Annotated in this window: 21 protein-coding genes and 1 pseudogene; 8 read left to right on the top strand and 14 right to left on the bottom strand. The window is 41.6% G+C overall.

The window, feature by feature from the left end; genetic code table 11:
• Positions 1–50: 50 nt before the first annotated feature.
• From murJ to wecB, 3 genes are all read right to left on the bottom strand, one after another.
• A complete protein-coding gene (gene murJ, locus IEV91_RS03445) occupies positions 51–1,565 on the bottom strand; it encodes a murein biosynthesis integral membrane protein MurJ (RefSeq protein WP_188496004.1) in 1,515 nt (504 codons plus the stop codon).
• A gap of 11 nt (positions 1,566–1,576) precedes the next feature.
• Positions 1,577–2,719, bottom strand: a complete 1,143-nt coding sequence (locus IEV91_RS03440; RefSeq protein WP_188496003.1) for a polysaccharide pyruvyl transferase family protein — start codon at positions 2,717–2,719, stop codon at positions 1,577–1,579.
• A gap of 390 nt (positions 2,720–3,109) precedes the next feature.
• Positions 3,110–4,222: a non-hydrolyzing UDP-N-acetylglucosamine 2-epimerase gene (gene wecB, locus IEV91_RS03435; protein ID WP_188496002.1), complete on the bottom strand. Its 1,113-nt coding sequence runs from the start codon at positions 4,220–4,222 to the stop codon at positions 3,110–3,112.
• A 506-nt stretch (positions 4,223–4,728) separates the two neighbouring features.
• Here wecB and IEV91_RS03430 point away from each other — a divergent pair.
• Both IEV91_RS03430 and IEV91_RS03425 read left to right on the top strand, forming a co-directional pair.
• On the top strand, positions 4,729–5,343 hold the full coding sequence (locus tag IEV91_RS03430) for a hypothetical protein (protein WP_188496001.1): 615 nt from the start codon (positions 4,729–4,731) through the stop codon (positions 5,341–5,343).
• Positions 5,344–5,461: 118 nt separating this feature from the next.
• Complete coding sequence (locus IEV91_RS03425) at positions 5,462–5,674, top strand: hypothetical protein (protein WP_188496000.1); 213 nt, start codon at positions 5,462–5,464, stop codon at positions 5,672–5,674.
• A 429-nt stretch (positions 5,675–6,103) separates the two neighbouring features.
• Here the strand turns inward: IEV91_RS03425 and IEV91_RS03420 are convergent, their stop codons facing one another.
• Positions 6,104–7,561: an APC family permease gene (locus IEV91_RS03420; RefSeq protein WP_188495999.1), complete on the bottom strand. Its 1,458-nt coding sequence runs from the start codon at positions 7,559–7,561 to the stop codon at positions 6,104–6,106.
• 406 nt (positions 7,562–7,967) lie between these two features.
• Here IEV91_RS03420 and IEV91_RS03415 point away from each other — a divergent pair, with 406 nt between their 5' ends.
• Positions 7,968–9,227 (top strand): aminopeptidase P family protein, encoded by a 1,260-nt coding sequence (locus tag IEV91_RS03415; protein WP_188495998.1) that lies wholly within the window; start codon positions 7,968–7,970, stop codon positions 9,225–9,227.
• Between the two features lie 245 nt (positions 9,228–9,472).
• Here the strand turns inward: IEV91_RS03415 and IEV91_RS03410 are convergent, their stop codons facing one another.
• From IEV91_RS03410 to IEV91_RS03380, 7 genes are all read right to left on the bottom strand, one after another.
• The gene (locus IEV91_RS03410; protein WP_188495997.1) at positions 9,473–10,273 is read right to left on the bottom strand and encodes an SGNH/GDSL hydrolase family protein; all 801 of its coding nucleotides are present in this window, start codon (positions 10,271–10,273) and stop codon (positions 9,473–9,475) included.
• 222 nt (positions 10,274–10,495) lie between these two features.
• Positions 10,496–11,077 carry a hypothetical protein gene (locus IEV91_RS03405; RefSeq protein WP_188495996.1) on the bottom strand — a complete coding sequence of 194 codons (582 nt, stop codon included), beginning with the start codon at positions 11,075–11,077 and terminating at the stop codon, positions 10,496–10,498.
• 168 nt (positions 11,078–11,245) lie between these two features.
• The gene (locus tag IEV91_RS03400; protein ID WP_188495995.1) at positions 11,246–12,196 is read right to left on the bottom strand and encodes a C40 family peptidase; all 951 of its coding nucleotides are present in this window, start codon (positions 12,194–12,196) and stop codon (positions 11,246–11,248) included.
• Between the two features lie 578 nt (positions 12,197–12,774).
• Positions 12,775–13,533 (bottom strand): flagellar motor protein MotB, encoded by a 759-nt coding sequence (locus IEV91_RS03395; protein WP_229745381.1) that lies wholly within the window; start codon positions 13,531–13,533, stop codon positions 12,775–12,777.
• A 19-nt stretch (positions 13,534–13,552) separates the two neighbouring features.
• Positions 13,553–14,341: a flagellar motor protein gene (locus IEV91_RS03390; protein WP_188495994.1), complete on the bottom strand. Its 789-nt coding sequence runs from the start codon at positions 14,339–14,341 to the stop codon at positions 13,553–13,555.
• 350 nt (positions 14,342–14,691) lie between these two features.
• The gene (locus IEV91_RS03385) at positions 14,692–15,231 is read right to left on the bottom strand and encodes an acyl-CoA thioesterase (protein WP_188495993.1); all 540 of its coding nucleotides are present in this window, start codon (positions 15,229–15,231) and stop codon (positions 14,692–14,694) included.
• Positions 15,232–15,651: 420 nt separating this feature from the next.
• On the bottom strand, positions 15,652–16,635 hold the full coding sequence (locus IEV91_RS03380) for an ABC transporter substrate-binding protein (protein ID WP_229745380.1): 984 nt from the start codon (positions 16,633–16,635) through the stop codon (positions 15,652–15,654).
• Positions 16,636–16,861: 226 nt separating this feature from the next.
• On the opposite strand from IEV91_RS03380, the gene IEV91_RS03375 reads away from it, so the two are divergent.
• Genes IEV91_RS03375 through IEV91_RS03365 form a run of 3 tightly spaced genes read left to right on the top strand, consistent with a single transcriptional unit; the run spans position 16,862 to position 19,814 of the window.
• Positions 16,862–17,863, top strand: coding sequence for a FecCD family ABC transporter permease (locus tag IEV91_RS03375; RefSeq protein ID WP_188496077.1), 1,002 nt, complete (start codon positions 16,862–16,864; stop codon positions 17,861–17,863).
• Positions 17,860–18,918 (top strand): FecCD family ABC transporter permease, encoded by a 1,059-nt coding sequence (locus IEV91_RS03370; protein WP_188495992.1) that lies wholly within the window; start codon positions 17,860–17,862, stop codon positions 18,916–18,918. The genes IEV91_RS03375 and IEV91_RS03370 overlap by 4 nt, the downstream gene beginning before the upstream one ends.
• A gap of 5 nt (positions 18,919–18,923) precedes the next feature.
• Positions 18,924–19,814, top strand: a complete 891-nt coding sequence (locus IEV91_RS03365) for an ABC transporter ATP-binding protein (protein WP_188495991.1) — start codon at positions 18,924–18,926, stop codon at positions 19,812–19,814.
• Between the two features lie 573 nt (positions 19,815–20,387).
• Here IEV91_RS03365 and mutM read toward each other — a convergent pair.
• Positions 20,388–21,197, bottom strand: a complete 810-nt coding sequence (gene mutM / locus IEV91_RS03360; RefSeq protein WP_188495990.1) for a bifunctional DNA-formamidopyrimidine glycosylase/DNA-(apurinic or apyrimidinic site) lyase — start codon at positions 21,195–21,197, stop codon at positions 20,388–20,390.
• Positions 21,198–21,337: 140 nt separating this feature from the next.
• Here mutM and IEV91_RS03355 point away from each other — a divergent pair, with 140 nt between their 5' ends.
• The gene (locus tag IEV91_RS03355) at positions 21,338–21,655 is read left to right on the top strand and encodes a YbjQ family protein (RefSeq protein WP_188495989.1); all 318 of its coding nucleotides are present in this window, start codon (positions 21,338–21,340) and stop codon (positions 21,653–21,655) included.
• An 856-nt stretch (positions 21,656–22,511) separates the two neighbouring features.
• Here the strand turns inward: IEV91_RS03355 and manA are convergent.
• Positions 22,512–23,462, bottom strand: coding sequence for a mannose-6-phosphate isomerase, class I (manA, locus tag IEV91_RS03350; RefSeq protein ID WP_188495988.1), 951 nt, complete (start codon positions 23,460–23,462; stop codon positions 22,512–22,514).
• 190 nt (positions 23,463–23,652) lie between these two features.
• Here manA and IEV91_RS03345 point away from each other — a divergent pair, with 190 nt between their 5' ends.
• Positions 23,653–24,885 carry an aminopeptidase gene (locus IEV91_RS03345; RefSeq protein ID WP_188495987.1) on the top strand — a complete coding sequence of 411 codons (1,233 nt, stop codon included), beginning with the start codon at positions 23,653–23,655 and terminating at the stop codon, positions 24,883–24,885.
• A 700-nt stretch (positions 24,886–25,585) separates the two neighbouring features.
• Here IEV91_RS03345 and IEV91_RS03340 read toward each other — a convergent pair.
• Positions 25,586–25,952, bottom strand: a pseudogene (locus IEV91_RS03340) (NUDIX hydrolase).
• Positions 25,953–26,030 lie beyond the last annotated feature (78 nt).

Genomic DNA, 26,030 nt, shown 5'->3' with positions numbered 1-26,030 from the left:
GCTCTAAGATTTATTCATTTCCTTTTACAGCGGATCTTACACCTTGATTTTCACTTTTTTACAAAGTATCTTTTTACTCTATCCATTTCTGGTAGCTTAAAAAGGAGAGCTAACATTAGGCCTACAACAAGGAAATAAAGGCATTCTAACGTTATATTCAAATAAGGAGAACCTTGAAGAAGCAAAAACCGCCGATAGCCGAGTAAAAGAATGCCAAAGAATACGAGAAAACCACACTCCTTTAAACCTATAAAGGCAAAGGGTGTCACCTCAAGGGTGGGACGAATGCGCCAAATAAGCAAAATGAAATTCACAAGCGTACTGATCATTGTTCCCAAGGCGATCCCATAAACACCTAACCAATGCATCGTCACCTCTGTCACCCCGACATTAATGACAAAAATGGACAAAAGATTAAATATTACCGGGGAAATAGAGTGCTCATAAGCATAATAAAATCGCGTGATGTATACATTTGCCGCGTTAAAAAGCATCGATAAGGCAATGATTTGCAAAACAGTTGCTGTCAAATGTGTCGAAGACTGACTAAACATCCCATGTTGAAAAACCACTCGGATCAAATCCTCTGCAAAGATAAGAACAAAAAATGACACAGGAACAATCCCGAGCGTCAGCCATCTTAATCCTCTAATGTAATATTCCTGCATCTTCATCTGGTCGTTTTTAGCCACGACTTCGACGAGTTTAGGGAACACAACGGTGGTGACCGCCCCCATAACGACTCCTTGCGGAAGCTGGACCAGCTTCATGGCATAATTTAAGGATGATATTGAGCCTTCGGGTAAACCTGACGCAAAAATCCTTTGAATAAGGGTATAAAATTGTAAGGTAGCGCCTCCTAGAAGAATTGGGACAAAGACCTTAAAAAAGCTTTTCATATGCGTGTGTGTTCCTGTCCCCCATCCAATGCCTAATAGCCCTTTCCTTTTTAGCTGGATGCTAACGATTATAAACATCGCCGCTCCACCAACCACCACAGCCACACTATGCGCCTCTGCTCCCCAAAGATGAGCAAAAAGCAGACCAACAATGACCAAAAAGGCATTCATAACCATGGTTGCAAAGGCCGTTAATTTATAATAGCCATGAACATTTAAAATACCCGACAGGACCATCGAGAAGACCATAAAAAATACCGATGGAGCCATAAGGGCTAACAAATGAGCAATCACAAGGTTTTCCTGATCTGACATACCATGGAACACCATCGCAGTCACTGGTTTCGAGGCGCTCGCAAAGATTAAACTGACAATAATAGTAAGCAAACCTGTTCCTAATAAGATTTGTTGCCTGAAGCTCTTTTGAACAAGAGGGTCCTCTATTTTATTGTAAATAGAGATAAAGGCTGTCGTTAGGGCGCCCCCGAGCACAACATATAAAAAGTAAGGCAGCGAGTAAGCGGCAAATATGGCATCTGCTAACGCATGTGTCCCAAACTGGTAGCCTATCACCATATCACGAACAAAGCCCAACAATCGAGAAAGTAAATTAAGGACAGCGACTCCCCCGATAATCGTGATCAGTTTACTTGTTTTGGAAGACATCGCATCCCTCCTCATTCATTAATGGCTTTGCCGATCAAGTTCATAAATCCTTGACTTGCTTCTTCATGTAATTGATTGGAAAGGTGCTGAAACACCACTTGTTCCTGATGCCAATTCTGCTGGATATCCTCATATATATCCGCCATCAGGTGATCACTTTCGTGTAAAGAGGTCACAGGTATAACCCTATGCTTGAGATTCTGAGCGCTCATAAAATCATTCACTTTATGATGATAGGCAACACCTAATACAGGGGTCTCTGTCACAATCGACAAAATAATCGAGTGGAGACGCGTCCCGATCACCAAATCCTGCTGCGCAGAAAGCCCCAGTAATTCTTCTGGTGTTAAACGCGCGTCAATGACCTTTGCCTTGTCCTGATGCTTCATTTTCATTCTAATTTGCTTTGACGCTTCAACATCTTCAGGAAATTTCGTCGAAAAAAAGGTGAGCTCTAATGGCTGACCCTCAACAAGCCTATCTAGATTACGGGCCATGCCTTCAATATATTGACGATAACGGTCTTTATCCTCTGTCGGCCAATAACTCCCATTAAAATAAGGCACAGCCGTAACGCCAATTCTTGTCACCTTTTCACTTGGCTTCCGCCTTTGCTCGGCTTTTAAGGCAAAGGCCGGATCTATCGTTAAGTGGATCTCCTTTCCTGTTTGCAACGAATGGAGCAAGGCTTGAGATTTTTCATCTCGCACTGCGATATGTGAGGCTATTTTTAATAAGCGGCGAATGAAAAACTTTCCTAGCCGGGTATTTAGTGGACCGGCTCCCACTCCATAAACAATAATTTTACATTTTGCCTTTTTTCCGATATAGGCTAACGTACTATATAAAGGAGCGTCTCTTTTATATAAATCCATGAGCAGCCCGCCGCCCCCTATAATAAGAAGATCGATCGCTCTCATGGTTTGATAACTTTTGAGAATGGTTAAAGGAATGGATAACTTCCCTTTCCTATAAATTAAAGGCGCAACCTGCACTCTATGTCTTTCAAGCGTATTCTCTGGATGGTTACTAAAAACAGTAATATCTGATAGATCAATGGCTAATCTCCGCGTTAATTGTGTAACAATCCCAGAGAGAATCGCTTCATCGCCATTATTTTCATTGCCGTAATTTCCTATTATGCCAACTTTCATCTCTCATCATTGTCCTTTACTCATAGTCTTTGCTGATGTTTCGTCACCATTCGTGAACGTTTCGAAACCTATCGTTAACATTCTGAACAAACTTAGAGAAAATTAACCTTATAAGGTTATCGGCCTTAGTTAAAGTGAGGGGGGATTAGGCAGTGGATTACAGTGAATGTTCCGAAACCTATCGTTTTTTTCTGAACAAACTCTGAGAAAAATTAACCTTATAAGGTTATCGATCTTAGCCAAAATAGGAGGGGATTGCGTAGTCAAGGACAGAGATCATAGGGGGGCAGGAGCCATGACTTAAAGGGGATTAACACATAAGAAAAAATCCTTTCTGGGAACCTTAAGTAGGACGTGTCACCTTACTCTTGTTACCAAAAAGGATCTTCATTAATTTGCTTTAAATTTATCGATGATAATTTCCACAATACGTTTGGAGGCTTGTCCATCACCATAAGGATTGGCAGCCCGCCTCATTTTTTCATATTCTTCAGGGTGCTCTAACAAGTCTTTAGCACTTTGATAGACCTTTTGTTCATCGGTCCCGACTAGCTTTAACGTGCCTGCCTTTACTCCCTCTGGACGTTCCGTCGTATCACGAAGCACGAGAACGGGCACTCCAAAGGTTGGTGCTTCTTCTTGAACCCCTCCGGAATCCGTCATGATCAGGTGGGCTCTAGATTGGAAGTTATGAAAATCAATCACACCCAAAGGTTCAATTAATCGTATCCGCGGATGCTTAAGCTCTTTGTCGGCCAGCTCTCTTACAGCCGGATTGAGGTGCACGGGATAAACTACAAAAACATCCTCGTGTTCTTCAACAGTTTTTCGAATGGCCCTAAACATCCCTTGCATTTTGTCCCCAAGGTTTTCACGGCGATGAGCGGTCATCAAGATCATTTTGCGATCGCCGACTTCCTCTAGAACGGGATGGCTGTACGTCTCTCTGACAGTCGTTTTTAGGGAATCAATCACTGTATTTCCTGTCACAAAAATAGTCTCTTTACGTTTATTTTCCTTCATAAGATGCTCAGCTGCTTGTGTAGTTGGCGCAAAATGTAAATCAGCGATGACACCTGTCAATTGCCGATTCATCTCTTCAGGATAGGGTGAATATTTATTGAATGTCCGAAGGCCAGCTTCCACATGTCCCACCGCAATTTGGTTGTAAAAGGCGGCCAAGCTTGCAACAAATGTGGTCGTCGTATCTCCATGAACGAGCACAATATCGGGTTTTGTTTCTTTTAGTAGCTTATCCAAACCTGTCAAGGCCCTTACCGTTATATCCGATAATGTCTGGCGATCTTTCATAATATGTAAATCAAAATCTGGTGTAATCTCAAATACTTCTAAAACCTGGTCTAACATTTCCCGATGTTGAGCTGTGACTGTGACAATCGGTTCAATGCTTTCAGGATATTTTTTTAATTCAAGAACAAGTGGTGCCATTTTTACCGCTTCGGGTCTTGTCCCAAACACTGTCATTACCTTTACCTTCCCCATAAACGGCTCCTTTCCAGATAATTTTACACACATTATACTATATCTGATATAGATTCAGAAGGATATTAGAAAACTTGGCTTACACTTCACCACTTCGCTAAGTACAGCCTGTTGTTCAAGCATACACCTCACATATTAAGTTTGTCGCCAAGTCTTAATGGTGAAAGCCAAAGTTGCCCTTATAAGGTCTTCCACAAAACTATAAATTCTGACGTTACAAGAAAAAATGGCTACCACCAAGTCCTCATCAAGGAAGATCAATCTTTCTCCCCATCCTCTTTCTTGTCTCCGCATCGGAAATCGAAAGAGGGCGCTGACTAACAAAAGCCAACCTCCACTCACAAATCGCGCACGTATCAAAGGGGAAACTCACATAAGAGCATTGCACATACACACACAATGGAGTTTGATTAATTTTTTCTAGCCCTATGTAAAAATAAGGTATTCGTATTGCTAAAATTTGTTATAATTAGCTTGGTTGATGTTGGGTAAAAGGGTGTGTTTTTTTGGCTAAAAGGTTCCTTGTAAAGTTTCGAGATGGTAAACGTATTAGAATTGATGATGTCATTAGTTTTGAAGCTAGACAAATTAGTGAAATTCAAAACATAGCATCAAATCATACTAAAGAAGAACTTAAAAGTGAACCAGAAGGTAAGGATCTTTCTTATTTGACTAAGCAACAGAAACAAACTGTTATAAATTTCAAAAATAGACTTGTAGCCGGTAAAACATCTGAGGAGTTAAGGAAACAAAAAATTGTATCTGTTACACTGCATTTCACTGAAAGAACCTTAGAACGAGAAGGTTCTAACCAATTACCTATTATCATAGGTTTAATTGATAAGATCGTTGCAGTTGATAGCGTTTTAAAAGCACAATTTAAAGGTTATTCTACGCTCTCTTACACAACTGCTATTCAAAATGACCCTGATCATTATAAATTACCCATCACATTTAAATTGTACAGAGACAGAAGGCAAGTGAGAATGATTACGATAGCATTCCGAGGAGCCCCTCCAAAGAATTTGACACAAAATATTATTCAAGATAGTGCAATGAACGAACGAATGGTTGAATTTAAGCGAAAACTATTAGAACAGAGTCGTAAAAACAATCAATAACCACACGAACACCACTTGAATATGCTAAAATAAAGGTATAGAATACAGTTCAAAGGCAAAGCTAAAGCGTAAAGGGGCTGAAGACTAGATGATTACAAAAAATAGGGAGGTTCATACTGTGAACAACCCAGGAGTAGTAAAAAAAGATATCGTCTGGAATATTAATTCAACCGAATACGTTGTTCAAAATGTCCCTTATGTTGTCACTGATGAAGAGGATGTTTTAGACTTTAACGTTTCTATTACGATAACAGCCTTACGCGATCTCATGTATGAAGACCAAATACCTCACATTGTTGACTATGAGGATTATGCACACATCGAATTCTAATTCACTTATATATTGTACCAGCAACAGCCTCTAATTATTCATATTAGAGGTTTTTTATTTTTAACATATGACCGTTTTACATTACCAATAAAGGATTCCTTCAGAATGGTATCCTAGTCATTATGTTATGCTTTAACTATCTCTAAATAATTCAAACTTTAATTCCTCTTTTTCTTTAAGTTCTTTTGCCTCTCCAACCAATCCTTCAGTTTTCATTAATAATATATGCTTTTGTAATCTTTTCATCGGCTGCCAAGAAAATTGCTATTTTTCTGCGACTAGATCAACCTCATAAATACTTTTCGTTCTATCTCACCCCCAATTAGTCCACCTCTTTTTTTTGAAATGTTTGTTTGGCCCCCATATAGTGGAGCAATACAAAAAAGCAAAGAAGCGAAAAGCTCCTCTGCTCATTTTTACATTCCTCTTTTATGATGCTCGGTCATCGTCATTAGAGGGTTGCTCGACGCCTAAAATTAAGTAATCCATTTGCGCTTTTGGAATGCGTCTATATTCTTTACCTTTAACAGCATAGAACAGTGCGCCTAGGAGAATCCAGATGCCTAAAGCAATCCATGCTGGCGTATCCAGAAAAGCCGGTGACCCAGGAATGAGAAGTAACCCTAAGAAGACCAGACTCAGTATGGCACCTAATAATGAAAATGCCTTTTTTACTGGAGCCACAAGAGCGGTCCCTTTGCCATTTTCCGACCATCTAAAAAACTTGTACGCATCGAAACAACAATAGAAATAGGCGATAGTAACCCCCGTAGAAGACATGTTCACAATCCAGTTCAAAGCATTGCGACCGAACCAAGGGGCAATCAAGCACATCGCGCAAGTAAAGATAATGCCAATGTAAGGTGTGTGATATTTCGGATGAAGCTTAGCAAAGGCCTTCGGTAATATCTGTGCTCTTCCCATCGCAAATAACAATCGACTGGTGGAGACGATAAACCCATTGAGACCTGTGAATATCCCCATACAAAGGGCTACTGCCAAAATAAGTAAACCTACATTCCCTAAAACACTCCTTACTCCGTCACCAGTTCCCCAAATCGTATTGGCGCCAGATAAGGATTGCCAAGGCGCGGCTACTGCTGTTGCAAAGATCATCAAAGAATAGACAAGACCTGCTGCAATTAAAGCCATGATAATCAGCTTCAGTGCCTTACCCGGTGCAAAATTAAATTCTTCAGCAACCTGAGGGATGCTATCAAAGCCGACAAAAGCCCATGGCGCAATGGCCACCATCGCGATAATCCCCGATAAAGCCGTCGTCCCTGGTTTAAAAACTGGTGTAAGGTTATGAAAGGACGTTTCGGGACTGACGATAAGGCTGATCCCCAACAATAAAACTCCTATAACTAAAATGATACAAAAAATAAATTGCGAGAGTCCCGAAAGACCACCGCCTCGGATATTCAACCATCCAAACACAATTAGGGCTGCGCTAGCAATGAGGATTTCAATAAAGTAGACATGCCAACCGGCAACATTATATAAGAAAAGGTGTTGGACAACTCCGGGGAAAATGTACTTTACCATTAATGCCAATGCACTCGCATTAAGGGCAACAATCGACAAATAACCGAGGGCTAAAAACCAACCACAAATGTAGGCATGAGTGCGACCGAGGCTGGCATAAGCATAGGCAAATTCTCCTCCAGAAACAGGGAAATGCTTCACCAGTGTTCCGTAACTTAGGCCAATCACAATCATGAATAGTGCACCAATACTAAGACCAATAATCGCACCAAGCGGACCTGCTGTTCCCATCCAGGAACCCGGCTGAACAAAACACCCCCATCCTATCGCAGATCCAAAGGCCACCGCCCAAACCCAATGTGGCTTTAGAGTCTTCTGTAGCTTCGCTCTCTCCTCCATTTTAACCTCCTCAATAAGAGCCTAAAGACACATAAAAAAGTCTTAAGCCTCTCATTGTTTATGATGTGAATTTGAGCTGAGCTATTATCGAAAACACGATACCGAAAGCCTTTTCAGTGAAATAAGCGAATCATTTTTCCCAATTAAAAGAGCCCGAGAGCTTGGGCCATCAAGTGAACTTATCAGGATAGCCCCAAACCGCTTCACTCTTTTTTCACATATCACACTCAAAATGCTTAACATCTGCTCGACTCCAATATAGTTTAACATAGTAAGAACTATCTTCAAAAAAATCTGATTAGTTTTGCCAATAGTTTGACAGGTCTCCTTCTATTAATCAGTCCTTCAAGATAAATTGTGTTATAATGGGGCCAGAACCCAAATAAAAGTGAGGGAGATTATGGCTATGGATACTCAATTTTTCGAACGCAACCGTGAGCGTTTTGCTAAAACGCTTGAGGATCAGTCGATTGCGGTTTTCTTTGCAGGCGAAGCACCTCAGTCTTCAGCTGATCAGCTTCATCCTTTTGTACCTAATCGAAATTTCTACTACTTGACAGGGATTGATGAGCCTAAAATCATTCTCGTCCTTACCAAGTATAATGGTAAACTCTCAGAGCAGCTTTTTGTAGAAAAGCCCGATCCCATCATGGCTAAATGGATTGGCGAAAGTATGACTGCTGACCAAGCAACTGATGCTTCTGGTATTGAAGAGGTGGAATATCTCGAGGACTTCCAATCCTTTATACAAAATCAATTACTGGCACGCCCTTATAAAAATCTTTATCTTGATCTCGAAAAACGTGCTTGGGATGCCCCACAAACACCTGCTCAAGCCTTTGCAACGGAAGTGACTCAGCGTTATCCTTCACTCCAACTACATAATGCCTACCATACGCTTTGTGACATGCGTCTCATCAAATCGGAAGAAGAGATTGCAGAAATTAAGGAGGCCGGTCGCATTACCATTGAGGGGATTAAGCATTTAATGAGACATGCTAAACCTGGGATGAAGGAATATGAACTCGAGGCTTATTTTGATTTTGTCCTAAAATCAAACGGTGTGAAGCATCATGCCTTCCATACGATTGCTGCTGGTGGCCAAAATGCTACAGTCTTACATTATGAAGACAACAATGCAATTGTTAATGATGGAGAGCTGCTTCTTCTTGATCTTGGTGCCCAGTGGAATTATTATAATGGTGATATTTCCTACACCTTCCCGATTAACGGGAAATTTACGGAACGCCAAAAAACGATTTACAATATTGTTTTAAAGGCCTTGCATGAAATCAGCGATATGATTAAGCCGGGTGTGCCTTTTGCGGCCCTTCAAGAGCAAACTCGCAAGCTCCTTGCTGAGGAATGTATGAAGATTGGCTTAATTGAAGAGCCTGAAGACATCTCAAAATACTACTTCCATGGTGTGAGCCATTCTCTCGGCCTCGATACTCATGATGTCGGTTCGATTCGACAAAGAGATCTAGAACCTGGCATGGTCATCACGGTTGAACCCGGTCTCTATATTCCTGAAGAGGGAATTGGGGTAAGAATTGAGGATGATGTCCTCGTCACAGATACTGGACACGAAAATCTAACACCTGATTTACCACGGACGGTAGAGGACATTGAAGCCTTTTTAGCTGAAAATAAAATCATAGACTAACAAGCTCATGGGAAATCCTTTAATAGGGTTTCCTTTTTTAATTATAAGCCGTCGAAGCAATAAAGGGATCGATGAAAAAATTTGTCTTCTTTGATCAAGACTGGGCGGAAGCCAAATTTTCTACTCCAACTATTTTTTCAGCTAACGAGATGAAATAGCGGCTACTCCAACGAGAGCCCACTATTTCATGCTGGCACTTAAGCAAGGACAAAATGTCTATTATGTCGCCCTCTCTTTTTTCATCTTCATGGCGTTATGTCACCACCGGTAAAGACATCGGTAAGATAGTCACTCCAAAGCTCATTCCCTTTATCATTAGGATATTTCCCCTCACGATCTAAGACCGCTGGTAAATCTTCCTGCTTCGGCCAACGAGTGCTGTTATCAAGGTAAGTGAAGTCACTCTGTTGCACTTCCGATTTAAAAATGCCGATACGATCATTAATGACCTTAAAATAAGTAACAGGGTTATTCGGCTCAATCATAAAACTCAGATCGGTATTTTTCTCTTGCATGTCATTCCCTATTTCTATAAGAAAATGAGCAGCATCATTTGTGCCTACCTTGCGATTATCGTTAAAAAGTAAAGCAGTAAAGACAACGGCATCAGGATGTTGCTCATTCATTTCATCGTACAACCCATTTTCATAAACTTCTTTGGACGTATGGCCTTGAAAATCGATAGGTACAATATCAAAAACGTTTTGACCATAGGCCTGGTCCAATTTCTTTTGTAACAGCGGACTCAATTTTTCAACTTCCTGATCCCCCGCCATGAGAACTTTGACTTTTGTTTTGGCTTGATAGGCTTGAATAACCTTCTGTTGCAAGTGATCTGGTAGATTCACAGTAAGCTTCTTTAGATCAACGTTGCTTGCACTTTTTTCCTGTTTAGAGTCTTGATTGGTTGTAGAAACTGTTTGACCAGCCAATTGTGCTTTGGCTTTTTGTGCGGTCGCTCTTATCTCATCTTTCCAATGCAAACGGCTTAAAAATACAATAGCAAGACAGATAATTACTGAAACCACTATGGCCCATCGTTTCACTCAGCGGTCCCTCCTCTTAAATAGAATAAAAACGAAATATGTATAAATTTGTCTAAAAGTCCCTTTTGAGTATACCATAAAATCTCTTCCCCCATAGGTCCAATAGCCTATTTCGAACTAATTTTCTAAAAACACTTCAAATCAAGGGACCTAGAAAACAAAGCATTCCTTTGCTATCGCCAATTCATAATATAGAAAAGTGAATTTTTCATCAGAGTCTAGTTACCTCCTCGCGTTCTTCATTCTTTTGCTGTCTTGGTGACCGTTTTTCAAAGAGTTCAGGAGAACGGTCACCACACCGCTGGCTTGATGACCGTTTTTCAAAGAGTTCGGAAAAACGGGCGCCACACCGCTGGCTTGATGACCGTTTTTCAAAGAGTTCGGAAAAACGGGCGCCACACCGCTGGCTTGATGCCCGTTTTTCAAAGAGTTCGGAAAAACGGGCGCCACACCGCTGTCTTGGTGACCGTTTTTCAAAGGGTTCGGAAAAATGGGCACCACACCTCTGGCTTGATGACCGTTTTTCAAAGAGTTCGGAAAAACGGGCACCACACCTCTGGCTTGATGACCGTTTTTCAAAGAGTTCGGAAAAACGGGCACCACACCTCTGGCTTGATGACCGTTTTTCAAAGAGTTCGGAAAAACGGGCACCACACCGCTGGCTTGGTGACCGTTTTTCAAAGAGTTCGGAAAAATGGGCACCACACCTCTGGCTTGATGACCGTTTTTCAAATGGATCGGGAAAACGGGTATCACCGCGCTGGCTTGATGACCGTTTCTAGAACAAGGAGAACAAATGGGCATCTAAGTCGCTTAGATGTGTTGACACTAGTCCGCTTGTGCATAACTTTTCTCCTCAATTTACTTCAATAGCTATCCACAAGTCGCGAACTTTATAATTTCCTAAACAATAAAAAACTGTGAAGAGCCTTTAAGGTTCTCCACAGTTTTAAGTCACTGATTATTTTTAATTTAGTTGTAAGAACGTGCACCTAAGTAGCGTGGCTTCCAATAGGAGTTGTTCATATCGCTTATCGTCACGCCATGGGAGGAACTTGCATTAATGAATTGATTATTACCAAGATAAATGCCCACATGAGAAGGTCCGTTGTTTACAGTAGCAAAGAAAACAAGATCACCCTTAGATGGGGAATTCACTTTTGTCCCGCCATTCCATTGCGCCGCTGCTGTCCTTGGAAGAGAAATGCCATTTTCTGCGAATACATATTGTGTAAATCCACTGCAATCAAAACCCTTCGTCGTTGTTCCTCCATACACATAAGGTACGCCAATAAGAGCTTTCGCATCAGCAATGATTGCATTCACATTACTATTCGTCTTTTTAGGGGTAGATGTTGTTTTTGGTGCAGCAAGTGCAGCACGTGTGTTGGGCCCTACAATGCCATCGGATTGCAAGCCTTGAGCCTTTTGAAAGCTTTTGACTGCATTTAATGTTGTTGAACCAAAAATACCATCAACTGTTCCTGCATGATAGCCTAAATTATTTAATGTAGATTGCAAATCTTTCACAGCTTGTCCACGATCACCGTATTTTAAATTTGTTGTGAGTGTAACGTCATTACTTACCTTTTGTGTACTCACTTTGGCACTAAATAACTTACCCAATGTATTTGGACCGGCAATCCCATCGACGGCGAGATTATTATCACCTTGAAAGGATCGTACCGCGGATCGTGTCTGGTTTCCATAAATACCATCGATGGTGCTTTTATAGTAGTTTAAGTCCTGCAACTTATCCTGGAGGGCTTTGACTGAACTATCAGATTCACCATAATGAAGGACCTGATTGGTATTGATAGCGGCTGCTTTAGCACTTGAATGATGACCTCCGATTTGCGGAAGAACAACAAATGATGCAGCGACAATGGATGAAATAACGAGTTTCTTAGCGGGTAGTTTCATAGTTTGTGACTGGCTCCTTAGATTCAATATATAATGCTCTTGTGAGAACTATATTATTTAAGAAATATTACAGGAATGTTAAACAGATGTTGCGGTAGCGTTAATAGACAGAAAACTCTTGATTATTATTTCCCTCTAGTGGTTGACTATGGCGAGAGCGGTTTGTTTTACCATTTAAAAGGAGAATGCCACATATAGAGGAAAATTTTTCTCTATTTATCAGCAAAGTAAGCATTTTACATGTTTTGTAAAAACAAAAAAGAGCTTCGCGATCCTCCAAGCCCTGGGGCTTTGTCTTCGGACTCTAATCTGCTGCTTGCTCTTGTTTCTGTCCGAAGCTGCCCTGTCTTCGGACTCTGGTCGGCTGCTCGCTCTCGTTTTTGTCCGAAGTAGCCTCATCAAAGAAAGTCTATTTTGCCAAAACACCTTTCTTCTTTCATTAATGTATGTTTTTTGAAAAATTTGGCTCACACCAAGTCCTTATCCATGAAAAAGGTTTTTCTACCGATCTTCTTTTACTACCATGGGATGGGTTATTCTTTCTTAATCTTTTATAAAAAAAACATCCGCTATCTCATTTATTGAGAGGCGGATGTTTCTCTTAGAATAACGATATTCACGCGGCGATTCATGGCCTGATGTTCCGCTGTGTCGTTCTTCTCTACAGGCTGGTACTGACCATAACTCGTAAACCTCATTCGACTTGATTTTATATCATCATTATTTATGAGGAACAGCATGACGTTTTCAGCACGCTTAGAAGCCAATTCCCAGTTTGAATGGAATTCAGAGGAATTGATAATAGGATTGTTATCTGTGTGTCCCTCTACCGCAATAGGGTTGGAGACGGAATTTAATATTCCTCCCATGGATTGCAGAATCGTTTCGGCCTGCTTTTTAATGTCTGCCTTGCCCAAATCAAAAAGGATTTTTTCCTTAAAGGTAATTTGGACCCCACGAGGAATATTCTCTAATTCTATTGATGAGTCTAAGTGGTTCTTATTGATATAGTCTTGGAGCTTCACATACAACTTGTCCAATTGATCCTTATCACTCTTCTCGTCTTCACCATCATCTGCCTTACTCTGGTCCTTAGCAGCCTTAGGTATATCCTCTGTAATCGATGTGGGCGGATTATCCGATGTATTCATGACGGCATCTCCACTAAATGTCGTACGAAGTGATTGAACAAGTGCATTGAACTTATCATTTTGAACTTCACTCATCGAATACAGCACAATAAAGAAGACTAACAAAAGTGTAATTAAATCGGAATAAGTGATTAACCACCGGTCATTATTCTCATGTTCTTCGTGTCTTTTCCGTCGCTTCCGCATGGCCCCTCTTCACTTCCTATCATTCACTTTCTATTACATCTTTGTCTGTCAATTCCTCATATTCCTGCTCATCTAAAAAAGCCATCAGTTTGCTTTTTAAAATCGTCGAATTCTCTCCATACTGTATCGATAAGAGGCCTTCAGCTTGTAATTCCATCATCATGATCTCTTCATTCAAACGGGCTTTCACCTTATTATATAAAGGAAGATAGATCATATTGGCACTTGCCACACCATATAAAGTGGCAATAAAAGCCACCGCGATTGATGGACCTAAGGATTGAGGGTCATCGAGTTGTCCTAAAATATGGACGAGTCCCATCACCGTTCCGATAATCCCCATCGTCGGTGCAAAACCACCAGCAGCCTCAAACACTTTGGCAATCGATAGGATTCTTTCTTCACGCTTTTCAATTTTACGACTAATAATATCCTGAATCATCTCGGCATCGCCACCGTCGATGATCATCTGGATACCGTCTTTCAAGAATTCATTATCCGAATCATGTAAGGCACCCTCTAATGCTAGTAGCCCTTCTCGTCGGGAGATATTTGATAGGTCAATGAGTTGATCTATGGTTTCCTTGGGGCTTGCTTTCCCATCTACGAAAGCATATTTAATAATAAAAGGCACTTTTTTAAGTTTTTTAAACGGTGTCCCTATTATGACCGCTCCAATCGTTCCCCCAAAAACAATAATGATCGCTGTCAATTGAATGAGGGCCCCTATCTTTCCTCCCTCCAGAACAAAACCTAAAATCAGGGAAACGATACCGATGATAATACCCAGGAGTGTTGTTATATCCATGTAACTTCCACCTTCCAATATGAAAAGCACAAGTGCCTTAATGTTCATTTCTCAAATCCTGTATCTGCGACACCAAATAAACGCTCGGTGAGAATTAATGCGCCGACACTTTAGACATTCCCCTACGATTTCTATAAGGAAGCCTTCATTAGTCTCGAAGAACATACTGTAGTATATCCCAGAAGGATTAGGCACGGGGCTAAATCAAACTTTAAGCCTCATAAAATTTATCGACAGGTTTCCCCCATTTATTTAGTGTAAAAACAAATAAAAAACACGTGCTTGATCATAAAAAAGAGGATGCCCTTTATAGGAACATCCTTAGAATGGTTTTGAAGCAGCGGTATTGATTAAACATTAATTTGGGTATCAAGATAAGCTTCCCAATGTTTATGAGTCGTTAATGCCTTTGCCAATTCTTTACTTGACTGACGGTGACGTTTCCGATCTTCTGCACGACGTTCAGCCATTTCAAACAGTTTTTTCTCTTCATCACTTTCTGGAATAACACCTGGGACTTCTACAGGTTTATTGTTTTCATCTAAAGCAACAAAGGTTAAGAATGACGTCGCTGCAATGCGACGGTCACCTGTTTTTAAATTCTCCGCAACGACCTTTACAAAAACTTCCATCGAGGTTCTACCCGTGGACACAACAAAGGACTCTAGACACACTGAATCTCTAGGGGTAATTGGGCTAAGAAAATCAACATGGTCAGTTGAGGCCGTCACGCAATCGCGTCGTGAATGACGTTCTGCAGTGATGGATGCCACATCATCGATATAACTCATCAACATCCCACCGAACAAAGAATCAAGATTATTTGTATGTGTAGGGAAAACGCGGCTTGTTTTGACAACGCGTGAATCCTTGCAATATTTCTTTTCCATCGTCTATCCTTCCTCACCTCAGTTATTACTGATTCATTTTAACATAAATTTCAAGCCCACTGATAAATGAAATGCTTATGAAAACCCCTTCAAATCAACATTTTTATGACATCGTGCCGAGAGACACACTGGATCACTTGGTCTGTTACGAAATTCGCTGGTCTCTACCACCCTAAGTAAATTTTTCCATTAACCCTTTTACTTTCCACGTCAGTTTTTACTTTTCTATAGTGTTAATAAAAGGCAAGCTTAAATAACGCTAGAGCCTTAAGAAAAGATTCAAAAGGTTTTTTAGTACAAAATGCACGGTTCTTTCGTTGAAGCAGGAATCATTGTCTCTAACGGCTTGAACCTTACACCTTTTTCTGCCAAAAAAAGAAACCTCTATCTATATAGAAGTTTCTGCAGAATAACGTGTAATTATTTATCTGAGGTGAGATATTGACTAAGTTCGTCGACCATCTTATTCGCCGCAATGACACCGCCAGCCGTATTCCAAATGGCGTCGTCAACTTTATAGACATGCCCAGATTTTACTGCGTTAAGATTTTTCCATATCTTATTATTGGTAAACTGATTTTCAAGTTTGGCGGCTTGACCATTATCCCCGCTCGGTTCGTAAGTGAAATAGAATAAATAATCACCATCCATATCCGGGATCATTTCTTTAGAGACATTTTGGGCTGCAAAGTCATCTTTATCTTGTGAGGCAGGACGCTTCAATCCAATTTCATCAAGAATGACGCCTGCAAAAGTATCTTTATGATAGATCCTTGTATCTCCGGCCATAAATCTTACAAGAGAGATCTTAGCATTAATTTTGTCACCCAATTTATCATGAAGGTTTTTGACTTTATCATTAAAGGCATCCAGCACTTCTTTTCCTTTTTCTTCTTTATTGAGCGCTTTAGCATACAATTTAAAATTGATTTGCCAATCGCCTCGGAGCTCATCGGAAAATACCGTTGGTGCTATCGCTTTTAGCTTATCGTACTGTTTTTCCTGACGCATTTTATTCCCTATGATTAAATCTGGATGTAAGCTGGCTATGGCTTCAAGGTTAATTTCACTCTCAGTCCCAACAACCTTTACACCATCCATTTGATCCTTAATATGGTCATACCATGGATCACCTGTCCATGATTGGACGGCTCCGACAGGTTTGACTCCCATCGAAAGCAACGCTTCCGTGCCTTCGTTCGTTAAAACAACAACTCGTTTTGGAGTGCCTTTAATAGTGGTTGTCCCCATCGCATGTTTTACAGTATAAGAAGAGGCAGACCCTTTTTCATTAGACGAGGTATCTCCTGAAGCACTTGAGGCTTTATTTGAAGCCCCACATCCGGAAAGCACCAAAAGCAGCACTATAATAGCTGAAAGTATGAGGTATCTTTTTTTCATCATTTGTTGACCCACTCCCCCAATTGAAAATGATTATCACTTTTATGCAATAGCATACAGTGCAGTGAAAGGGTTGTCAATACAAATTGAGAATAATTATCAATTTCATTGACAGGCTTCTCTATTTAAAATAGACTTACTATTGTAGAAAATACTGTCTCAAATAGAATAGAGAATAAACTCTCAGATTATGGGTGGATAATGCGGGAGGAAGACAATAGTGGTCGGTGTGTTAAAAACTAAACTTTCTAAAGCTGTCGGTTTGGTGATTACGGGAGCGCTTTTACTCCTCTGTGGTCTCTTCAGTCTTGTTCTAGGGTATGCAAATATAGACTTTCATACTGTTTATACAGCGCTTTTTCATTTCACAGAAACCAATAATCAAATTATTGTTCGTGAGGAACGTATTCCGAGAATGTTTATCGCGGCCGCAGTAGGCGCGAGCTTAGCAATATCCGGTGCAATCATGCAAGGCTTGACACGCAATCCTTTAGCGGCCCCCAATATATTGGGAGTCAATTCAGGCGCTAGTTTTTTTATTGTCGTTGCTGTTGGTTTTTTTGGCGTTCAATCATTAACGGCTTTTACATGGCTCGCCTTCGCCGGTGCCGCCGTTGCTGGAGTGATTGTTTATTTTCTTGGCTCTTTAGGTCCTGATGGTCTTTCACCCGTCAAATTAATACTCGCAGGTGCCGCAATGGCAGCCCTGTTCGCCTCACTGACTCAAGGGGTTTTGACTATGAGTGAACCGACCCTGCAAAGTGTTTTGTATTGGCTCGTCGGCTCCATTCAAGGTCGAGATCTTTCCGTTCTCCAAAACGTTTTACCTTATTTTGGCATAGGATGGGTGATCGCACTTCTCATTAGTCCAAAAATGAATACACTAGCCTTAGGAGAAACCATTGCCAAAGGTGTAGGTCAAAACACGTTTATCGTAAAACTATTTGCCGGACTGGTGGTTATTTTACTTGCCGGAGGGGCAGTGGCTGTTGCTGGACCGATCGGGTTTATCGGCATTATAATTCCTCATATTACCAAATGGCTCGTCGGTCAGGATTATCGTTGGTTGATTCCCTATTGCGCTTTACTAGGCGCCATATTATTATTACTTGCAGATGTATCTTCTCGTCTGATTTTGCATTCAGGTGAAGTTCCGGTCGGCATTATGACCGCCATTGTTGGGACACCCTTTTTCATCTTCATTGCCCGAAGAGGGGTGTTTAGCTCATGAAAAACCAAAAGTATTGGAGCCTTCGCGCTCGCAACGCTTCTTTTTTAATTGATAAAAGAGCCTTCGGTATCACCCTGATTTTATTCATACTTTTTTTAGTCATGATCGTCTTAAGTCTTGGTCTTGGCGACTTATTTATCTCACCGTTAAGTGTTGTAAAAGCCATCTTTGGTCAGTCTACGGAAATGAATAATCTCGTTGTTCAATCCTTCCGTTTTCCAAGAATATTAGTAGCGGGACTTGCCGGAATGGGACTCGCCGTTGCCGGTGCTATCCTCCAAGGCTTAGTTCGCAATCCTTTAGCATCTCCCGATATCATTGGTGTGACAACAGGAGCTTCATTAACGACGGTTATCTTCCTTACGTTTTTTAGCGCTGGCAGTGAAACATCCATGAACATTAGCATTCAATGGTTGCCCATCTTTTCTTTTATTGGCGCATTAGCTATGGGATTACTGGTTTACTTCCTCTCGAAGCGAGGGGTTTCAGCGACTAGACTTGTGCTTATTGGCATTGGCCTTTCGGCTGGCGCAAAAGCCTTCACAGATCTAATGCTTGTTCTTGGGCCCTCATACCTTGCCTCACAGGCTTCTATTTGGATGACGGGTTCTGTTAATGGCGCCTCTTGGACTTCGGTTCTCATCCTTTTTATTTGGATTTTCGTGTTTTTGGTATTATCATTAAGCTTATCACGAAGACTCAATGCCCAGACTTTTGGTGAAAAGATCGCTGTGGGGATCGGCAATAATCTTCGTCGAGATCGTGTTCTTTTATTAATCATAAGTACTGCCTTAGCTGGCGGCTCAGTGGCTTACGCTGGAACAATAAGCTTTATTGGATTGATGGCTCCTCATATGGCGAGAAGACTTGTAGGTTCGAGTTACGGAAGCCTGATTCCGGTTTCTGGCCTACTTGGGGGACTTGTCGTGATGCTCTCGGACCTTATTGGTCGAACCGTCTTCCTTCCTTTAGAGGTTCCTGCCGGCGTGTTTACTGCCGCTATCGGTGCGCCGTATTTTATATACTTGCTTTATAAAACGAGAAAATGGGGGTAAATTGAATGGGTTTGGAAGCACAGTCCATTACAGTGGGGTATGGTGATGATCCAATATTAGAGACCCTTAATCTACAGATTCCAAAAGGAAAAGTGACCGTTTTTATAGGTAAAAATGGTTGCGGAAAGTCAACGTTGTTGTCAACATTTGCCCGATTGATTAAACCTTCAGATGGTTCTATTGTTTTAAATGGAAGAGATATCGCCAAAACAGCGACAAAAAAGGTGGCACGAGATCTGGCCTTACTGCCACAGGGACCGATTGCTCCAGAAGGATTAACCATTCTACAGCTTGTGCGTCAAGGACGTTATCCTTATCAAAATTGGTTAAATCAATGGTCAGCTGATGATGAAGCCATCGTCCAGCACGCCTTAAACGTCACCAATTTAGTTGAGCTTGCTGATCGACCAGTGGATTCACTTTCTGGCGGTCAACGCCAAAGGGCTTGGATCGCCATGGTTCTTGCTCAAGACACTGATATTTTATTATTAGATGAACCTACAACTTACTTGGATTTGGCCCATCAGGTCGATATTCTTGATCTCTTATTTGCACTCAACCGGACGGAAAAACGCACCATCGCGATGGTGCTCCATGATATTAATTTGGCTTGTCGCTATGCAGATCATATCGTTGCTGTTAATGATAAAAAAATCTATGCCCAAGGAGCACCTGAAGATATTGTGGATACGCAATTAATGAAAGACGTCTTCCAAATGGACGCAGAAATTGTCTTAGATCCCATTTTCGGAACCCCAATGTGTATCCCTTATGGTCGTGGTCGGAACTTGCTTAAGCAAAAACAGCAGGAAGAATATCAAAGCACCAATCAGCTGCCTGAAGCAGAAATTGAGCATATTCAGATCCCCAATCCACATGCAACTGAACATGCGTAATAGATAATAGATGAAAGTGACCGAGCCGCGTTGGCTCGGTCTTTTTACAGTATCAGAATTTATAAGTTTAACGCTTATAGTGTTGATCGCCACTCCAGGTCGCTCGCTTTCCTCATGCCCACACGATGTGGGTAGGGTCGGCGTTGTCACAGGACGTGACGTTTTTAGCCGATCGTCCTTAGTGGCCTCAGCTAATTTTGGAATAGACTCTTTGTGTTCCAAAATGGATCTTCGGACACGTGCTGTTCCCGAAGGAGTCTCGCGCCTTCCGTTCCGATCAACTGAGTTGCTGACGATGCCTTTTGGGATTAAAATCTTATTCCGTGTTTTAATAAGGAGCGGGCATGCTTTGCCCGGTTTTTCTTAGTGAGGTAATGTGGCCTGTGCCGGGCGAAGCCGCTTTCGTTAGGCGGCACCTTTTTTTTATGTGCGCGCAGCACGCTTTTGCGAGTTCCAACCTTGTTTCGGGCGCCTTTTGTGAGGTGTTGCTGGCTTTAGTGCGGGCCGCTTCCTCTTTTGTTTGTCCTCTCCTTTTTATGCGCGCGCTCAGCATGCTTTTGTGAGCCAATTCTATTAGTGCTGACATTGTGGACAATAATAGACCTTTCTTGATGCCATGGTTTCCATCTCGATTGTTCCTCCGCAGCGTGGGCAAATAGCACCTTCTTTTCCATGGACTTTAAAATGAGGCAGATAACGTCCTGTTTGGTTATCCCCTTTAAATAGAGGCTGATCCATATAGCCCCCGGCTGCAACAGCCTCTGTTAGGACCATTTTTATCGCTTGAAAAAGTGCTTGAACTTCAGTCTCCGCTAAATCAATCGTTTTCCTTTTAGGTAGAATTTTCGCCTCGAAACAAATTTCATCCGAATAGCGATTGCCGATACCTGCAATTATATCTTGATCGAGGAGTACGTTTTTTATATTCGTTCGTTTGTGAGTCAGACTTTCTTTAAAAACGTCTAATGTGAAGGATGAATCAAGTGGTTCTGGACCTAGATGCCCTAACTGTTCTTCGATATCAGCAGGGGTTAAGATATGCAAATACCCTAAGCGCAACCCAATAAAAAACAAGCGATCCTCACCAAAAGTCATAATAATTTGTTTTGTTCGGTCTGGACTGTCTTCCTCTTTCCCAAAGAAAAGTTTCCCACCCAACATTAAGTGTAAAAGCAGCACGTGACCTGAATCTAAATGAAATAAAAGATATTTTGCTCGCCTGTCAATCGCTATGATTTCCTTTCCGGTTATATTTTTCATAAAAATATTTTCAGGCTCATTAACAGATTTCGAGCGGTTAATAACAACAGCATCTACCGTTTTATTCCTAAGCATTGGATGCAATAATCTTTTATAATTCTCCATCTCGGGTAACTCTGGCATAACAAACATCCTCACCTTTGTGGGTTTGTTACTAATTTTCCTAAAAAGTGAAGATGGCATACCAAAATAAATCGTATGCTCAGTCATTTATGCTTTATAATGGACTTTGAAGATAACGCAATGAAGGGGGAGGCGCCATTATGTTCATCACAACAACAGAAAATGTACCTGGAAAAGAAATTGTCGACGTTAAAGGCTTAGTGCAAGGCAGTACCGTACAATCCAAGCATGTTGGACGCGATATTGGGGCAGGACTTAAAACACTTGTTGGTGGCGAAATTAAAGGATATTCGGAAATGATGAACGAAGCACGTGAAATTGCAACACAGCGAATGATTCAGGAGGCCGAATCCATGGGAGCCAATGGGATTATCGGCATGCGTTACCAGTCTTCACAGATCATGAATTCTGCTGCAGAAGTGATTGCCTATGGGACCGCTGTGGTTTTTAAAGATTAATCCTGTTAAAGATCTGTTCGTACACTGTTAGGGGCTGAGAGCATCTTACGGTTGCAGACTCGACCCACAAGATCGTTCGGACTGTCATCTAGGTTCGCAGGGTTTTTCTGTGTCCGAACTTAGGGTATCTTCAGACTCTCATACGAGATCGCAGCGGTTTTCTGTCCGAACTTAGGGCATCTTCAGACTCTCATACGAGATAGCAGCCGTTTTCTGTCCGAACTTAGGGCAACTTTAGACTCTTATACGAGATAGCAGCGGTTTTCTGTCCAAACTTAGGGCAATTTCAGACTCTCATACGAGATAGCTGCGGTTTTCTGTCCGAACTTAGGGCAATTTCAGACTCTCATACGAGATAGCTGCGGTTTTCTGTCCGAACTTAGGGCATCTTCAGACTCTCATACGGGATCGCAGCCGTCTTCTGTCCGAACTTAGGGCAACTTTAGACTCTTATACGAGATAGCTGCGGTTTTCTGTCCGAACTTAGGGCATCTTCAGACTCTCATACGGGATCGCAGCCGTCTTCTGTCCGAACTTAGGGCATCTTTAGACTCTTATACGAGATAGCAGCGGTTTTCTGTCCGAATTTAGGGCAACTTTAGACTCTTATACGAGATAGCAGCGGTTTTCTGTCCGAACTTAGGGCATCTTCAGACTCTCATACGAGATCGCAGCGGTTTTCTGTCCGAACTTAGGGCAACTTCAGACTGTCATGCGTGTTTGCTGCGCTTTTCTGTCCGAACAGAATCTAGTGCAAACTCTAAAATAAATATTGGTTTACCTTCCAAAGTGTTTAAAAAGCGGCTCAACGCATAGGCTAAGCCGCTTTTTTGTCTTATGTCATTCTAGACCACGATCAGGGATGTGAGACGACGCACTCTATGTGACCGAGAAGTTCGATTTCCTTTACTGTTGCCGGAATGATGAAATGGTCTCCTTTTTTGATAGGGTTTTGTTGCCCCTCTGTTTGGATAGTCCCTTCACCCTTGATAACGCTAACAAGGAGAAAAGGTTGGTCCATTTTCAATGTGTACTGGCCACGGACATCCCAATGATGCACTGTGAAATATTCAGCTTTGACGAGCTCCGTGACTTTTGCCTCACGATATTGCTCCACTTTATAGGTTAATTCAGGGGATTGATGAGGGTACTGAGAAACCTCTATGGACGGTTCAATATGAAGTTCTCTCTTATTCCCCTCTGCATCTGTTCGGTCATAATCATAGACACGATAGGTGATATCAGAGCTTTGCTGGCTTTCGAGTATCATAATGCCTCCACCAATCGCGTGAATCGTTCCACTGGGAACATAAAAGAAGTCGCCTGGCTTCACTTTAACTCGACGGAGAAGTTGATCCCATTGTCCTTCTTCAACTAATGATCGAAATTCCTCAGGAGACTTGGCATGATGACCGTAGACAATTTCTGATCCTTCTTCACAATCGATAATATACCAACATTCCGTTTTTCCATAGGGCTCATTTTCAACTTCTCTGGCATAGGTATCATTAGGATGAACTTGCACAGAAAGGTCAGTTTTAGCATCTAATATTTTTGTAAGTAACGGGAATTGCTCTGAAGAGAAGTGGCCAAAGAGCTCTCGATGCTCGTCCCAAGCCTCTATAAGCGTTTTTCCTTTAAGCTCCCCATTCTTAATCGTCGATGGGCCATGTGGGTGTGCTGAAATCCCCCAGCATTCTCCAGTTGTCTCCGAAGGAATCTGGTAGCCAAATTCAGTCCGTAATCGCTCTCCACCCCAAATTCTTTCCTTCAATTCTGGTTCTAAAAATAATGGTTCCTTATACATGACGAGACTCCTTTATTATGTTCTTTGTTTTCATAGTAGAACGGTTTCATAGTTTGCATGATTTCATTTACCCGTCGCTTGAATTTTAACACATATTATCGTGTAAATCTTCTTATTATAAGGAATTCACATGATATAGTGTTTCACGTAATGTGATAGAATAAGGATACGTGAAGAGGAGGAGAATTCTATGGAGAATTTCAACACATTATTAAAAAATTATGCGGAGCTTGCGGTTAAAATTGGCGTTAATTTACAAAAGGGACAAACCCTTGTGATCCGTACTCCGATTATTGCTCAAGACTTTGTTCGACTCGCCGCTAAAAAGGCGTATGAAGCTGGGGCTAAAAACGTCATTGTCGATTGGTCTGATGAAGTCATTGGACGCCTCAAGTTTGATATGGCACCTGATGAAGCTTTTGAAGAATTCCCAGTTTGGAAAGCCAAAGGATTCGAACAGCTTGCTGAAGAGGGCGCCGCTTTCATGAGTGTTTCTGCGAGTAATCCAGATCTCTTAAAAGGGGTTGACCCTAAGAAAATCTCAACTGCGAATAAAGCAGCCAGTGCAGCAATGAAAACCTTTATGCAGTATCAAATGTCATCCAAGGTAAGCTGGACGATTGTCTCTGTGCCAACACCAGAATGGGCAACAAAAGTGTTCCCAGACTTAGGCAAAGAAGAAGCTGTTGAAGCGCTTTGGGAAAAGATTTTTCAAGCAACACGCGTGTCCCATGGGAATCCAGTTGAGAACTGGAAACAACACTTAGCAACACTGACTGAAAAAATCAATTATTTAAATGAAAAAGAGATTAAAAGTCTTCATTATCAAGCGCCTGGTACTGATCTCACCATTGAGCTTGCCGACCAACATAAGTGGATGGGCGGAGGAAGCCCAAATAGTAAAGGTACATATTTTGTTCCTAACATGCCTACTGAGGAAGTTTTCGGTATGCCTAAAAAAACCGGTGTGAATGGTTATGTAACCAGCACTAAGCCGTTGAATTACGGGGGAACGCTTATCGACCAATTTACTTTAACCTTTGAAAAGGGTCGCATTGTCGATTATAAAGCAGAGAACGGTGAAGATACGCTTAAGCATCTTATTGAAACCGATGAGGGATCTCATTATTTAGGCGAAGTCGCCCTTGTTCCTCATCATTCTCCTATTTCGGATACCGGTATTATTTTCTTTAACACCTTATTCGACGAAAATGCCTCCTGTCATTTAGCCATTGGTAAAGCTTATCCTTTCAATATTAAGGGCGGATCAGATATGACTCAAGAAGAGCTTGCGAAACTGGGTGCCAATGACAGCTTAACCCACGTCGATTTTATGATGGGATCAGCAGAAATGTCGATCGATGCGACCACTGCATCAGGAGAAGTCATTCCGCTCTTCCGTAACGGGAATTGGGCTGTATAAAGACCAGCTTAAATAAAAAAAGAGATCAGAAGCTATGACAATACAAAATAATGAATACACATACCGAACAATATACTTTCAGAGGCATAGCAGGAAATGGAGAGCGTAGTCAAAATACGAAGACGCAGGCGGGAATAGCAACCAGCGGTACTTCTCGAATAAACGTCGAGTTGTTCCGAGAAAGCTGGCGACGAAGCGGTACGAGTAGACGCAGGAACAGGGGATTTTTATTCATAAATACTTGGGAAACCAAATGATCCATTCCCAAGTGAGCTGAGGCCAACTAAGGACGATCGACTAAAACCGTCACATCCGTGTGACAACGTCGAAGCTAGCACCTCAACCACCCCAAAAAGTAAAGAACACTTTTCGGGGACCCCGATGACCACCCCAAAAAGTAAAGAGCACTTTTCGAGGACCCCGATGACCACCCCAAAAAGTAAAGAGCACTTTTCGGGGACCCCGATGGTGCGTCGAACGTCGACCCTACCCACATCAAAAAATCGTAAAAACACGATTTTTCTGCGAGGATTATTCTCTAAGTAGCTTTCCTTAGTCGTGTGGGCATGAGGAAAGCGAAGTATTTTGACAGAGCGCTTCGCCTCATGCTAAGAATAAAGAAAAATCCGTTCATTCAAAAAAGAATGTTCGGATTTTTCTTTGAGTGAAATACCTCTGTCTCACCCTCTTATATTGCATCTCATTTTTTTTGGGTCAATTCCTTTTGATAGATAAAATTCAACAGAAACTCTAAATCCTCAGGAAAAGAAAGCTCAGAGCTTCTTGATTTCATCTGCCGATTTCCAAGCGATATCATAAATTAGTTCATCAGGATCGTGAATACACCTCGTCCCTCCGACGATGTGCACCTCAAAATATTGAACGGTGACATCATGACCAAAAGTCACTCTTTCTTTAAGATGAAGCGAGCGAACAATCTCAACGTGATAACCTGTCTCTTCATAACATTCACGAATACAGCAAGCTACAAGCGATTCATTTTCTTCGCTTCCACCCGAAGGCACTGTCCATGTCTTGTTTTCTTCTGGTTGACCTTGCTTGACCATCAGGAATTAGCTTTTATCATTAACACACACGCCAGCCGCTCCCGACCATTTTTTCAATAGGCTTCCTTCTATGCTTTT

It is taken from the genome of Pullulanibacillus pueri, from assembly GCF_014639255.1.
GTDB lineage: Bacteria > Bacillota > Bacilli > Bacillales > Sporolactobacillaceae > Pullulanibacillus > Pullulanibacillus pueri.
This window is presented reverse-complemented; position numbering and strand designations above follow the sequence as displayed.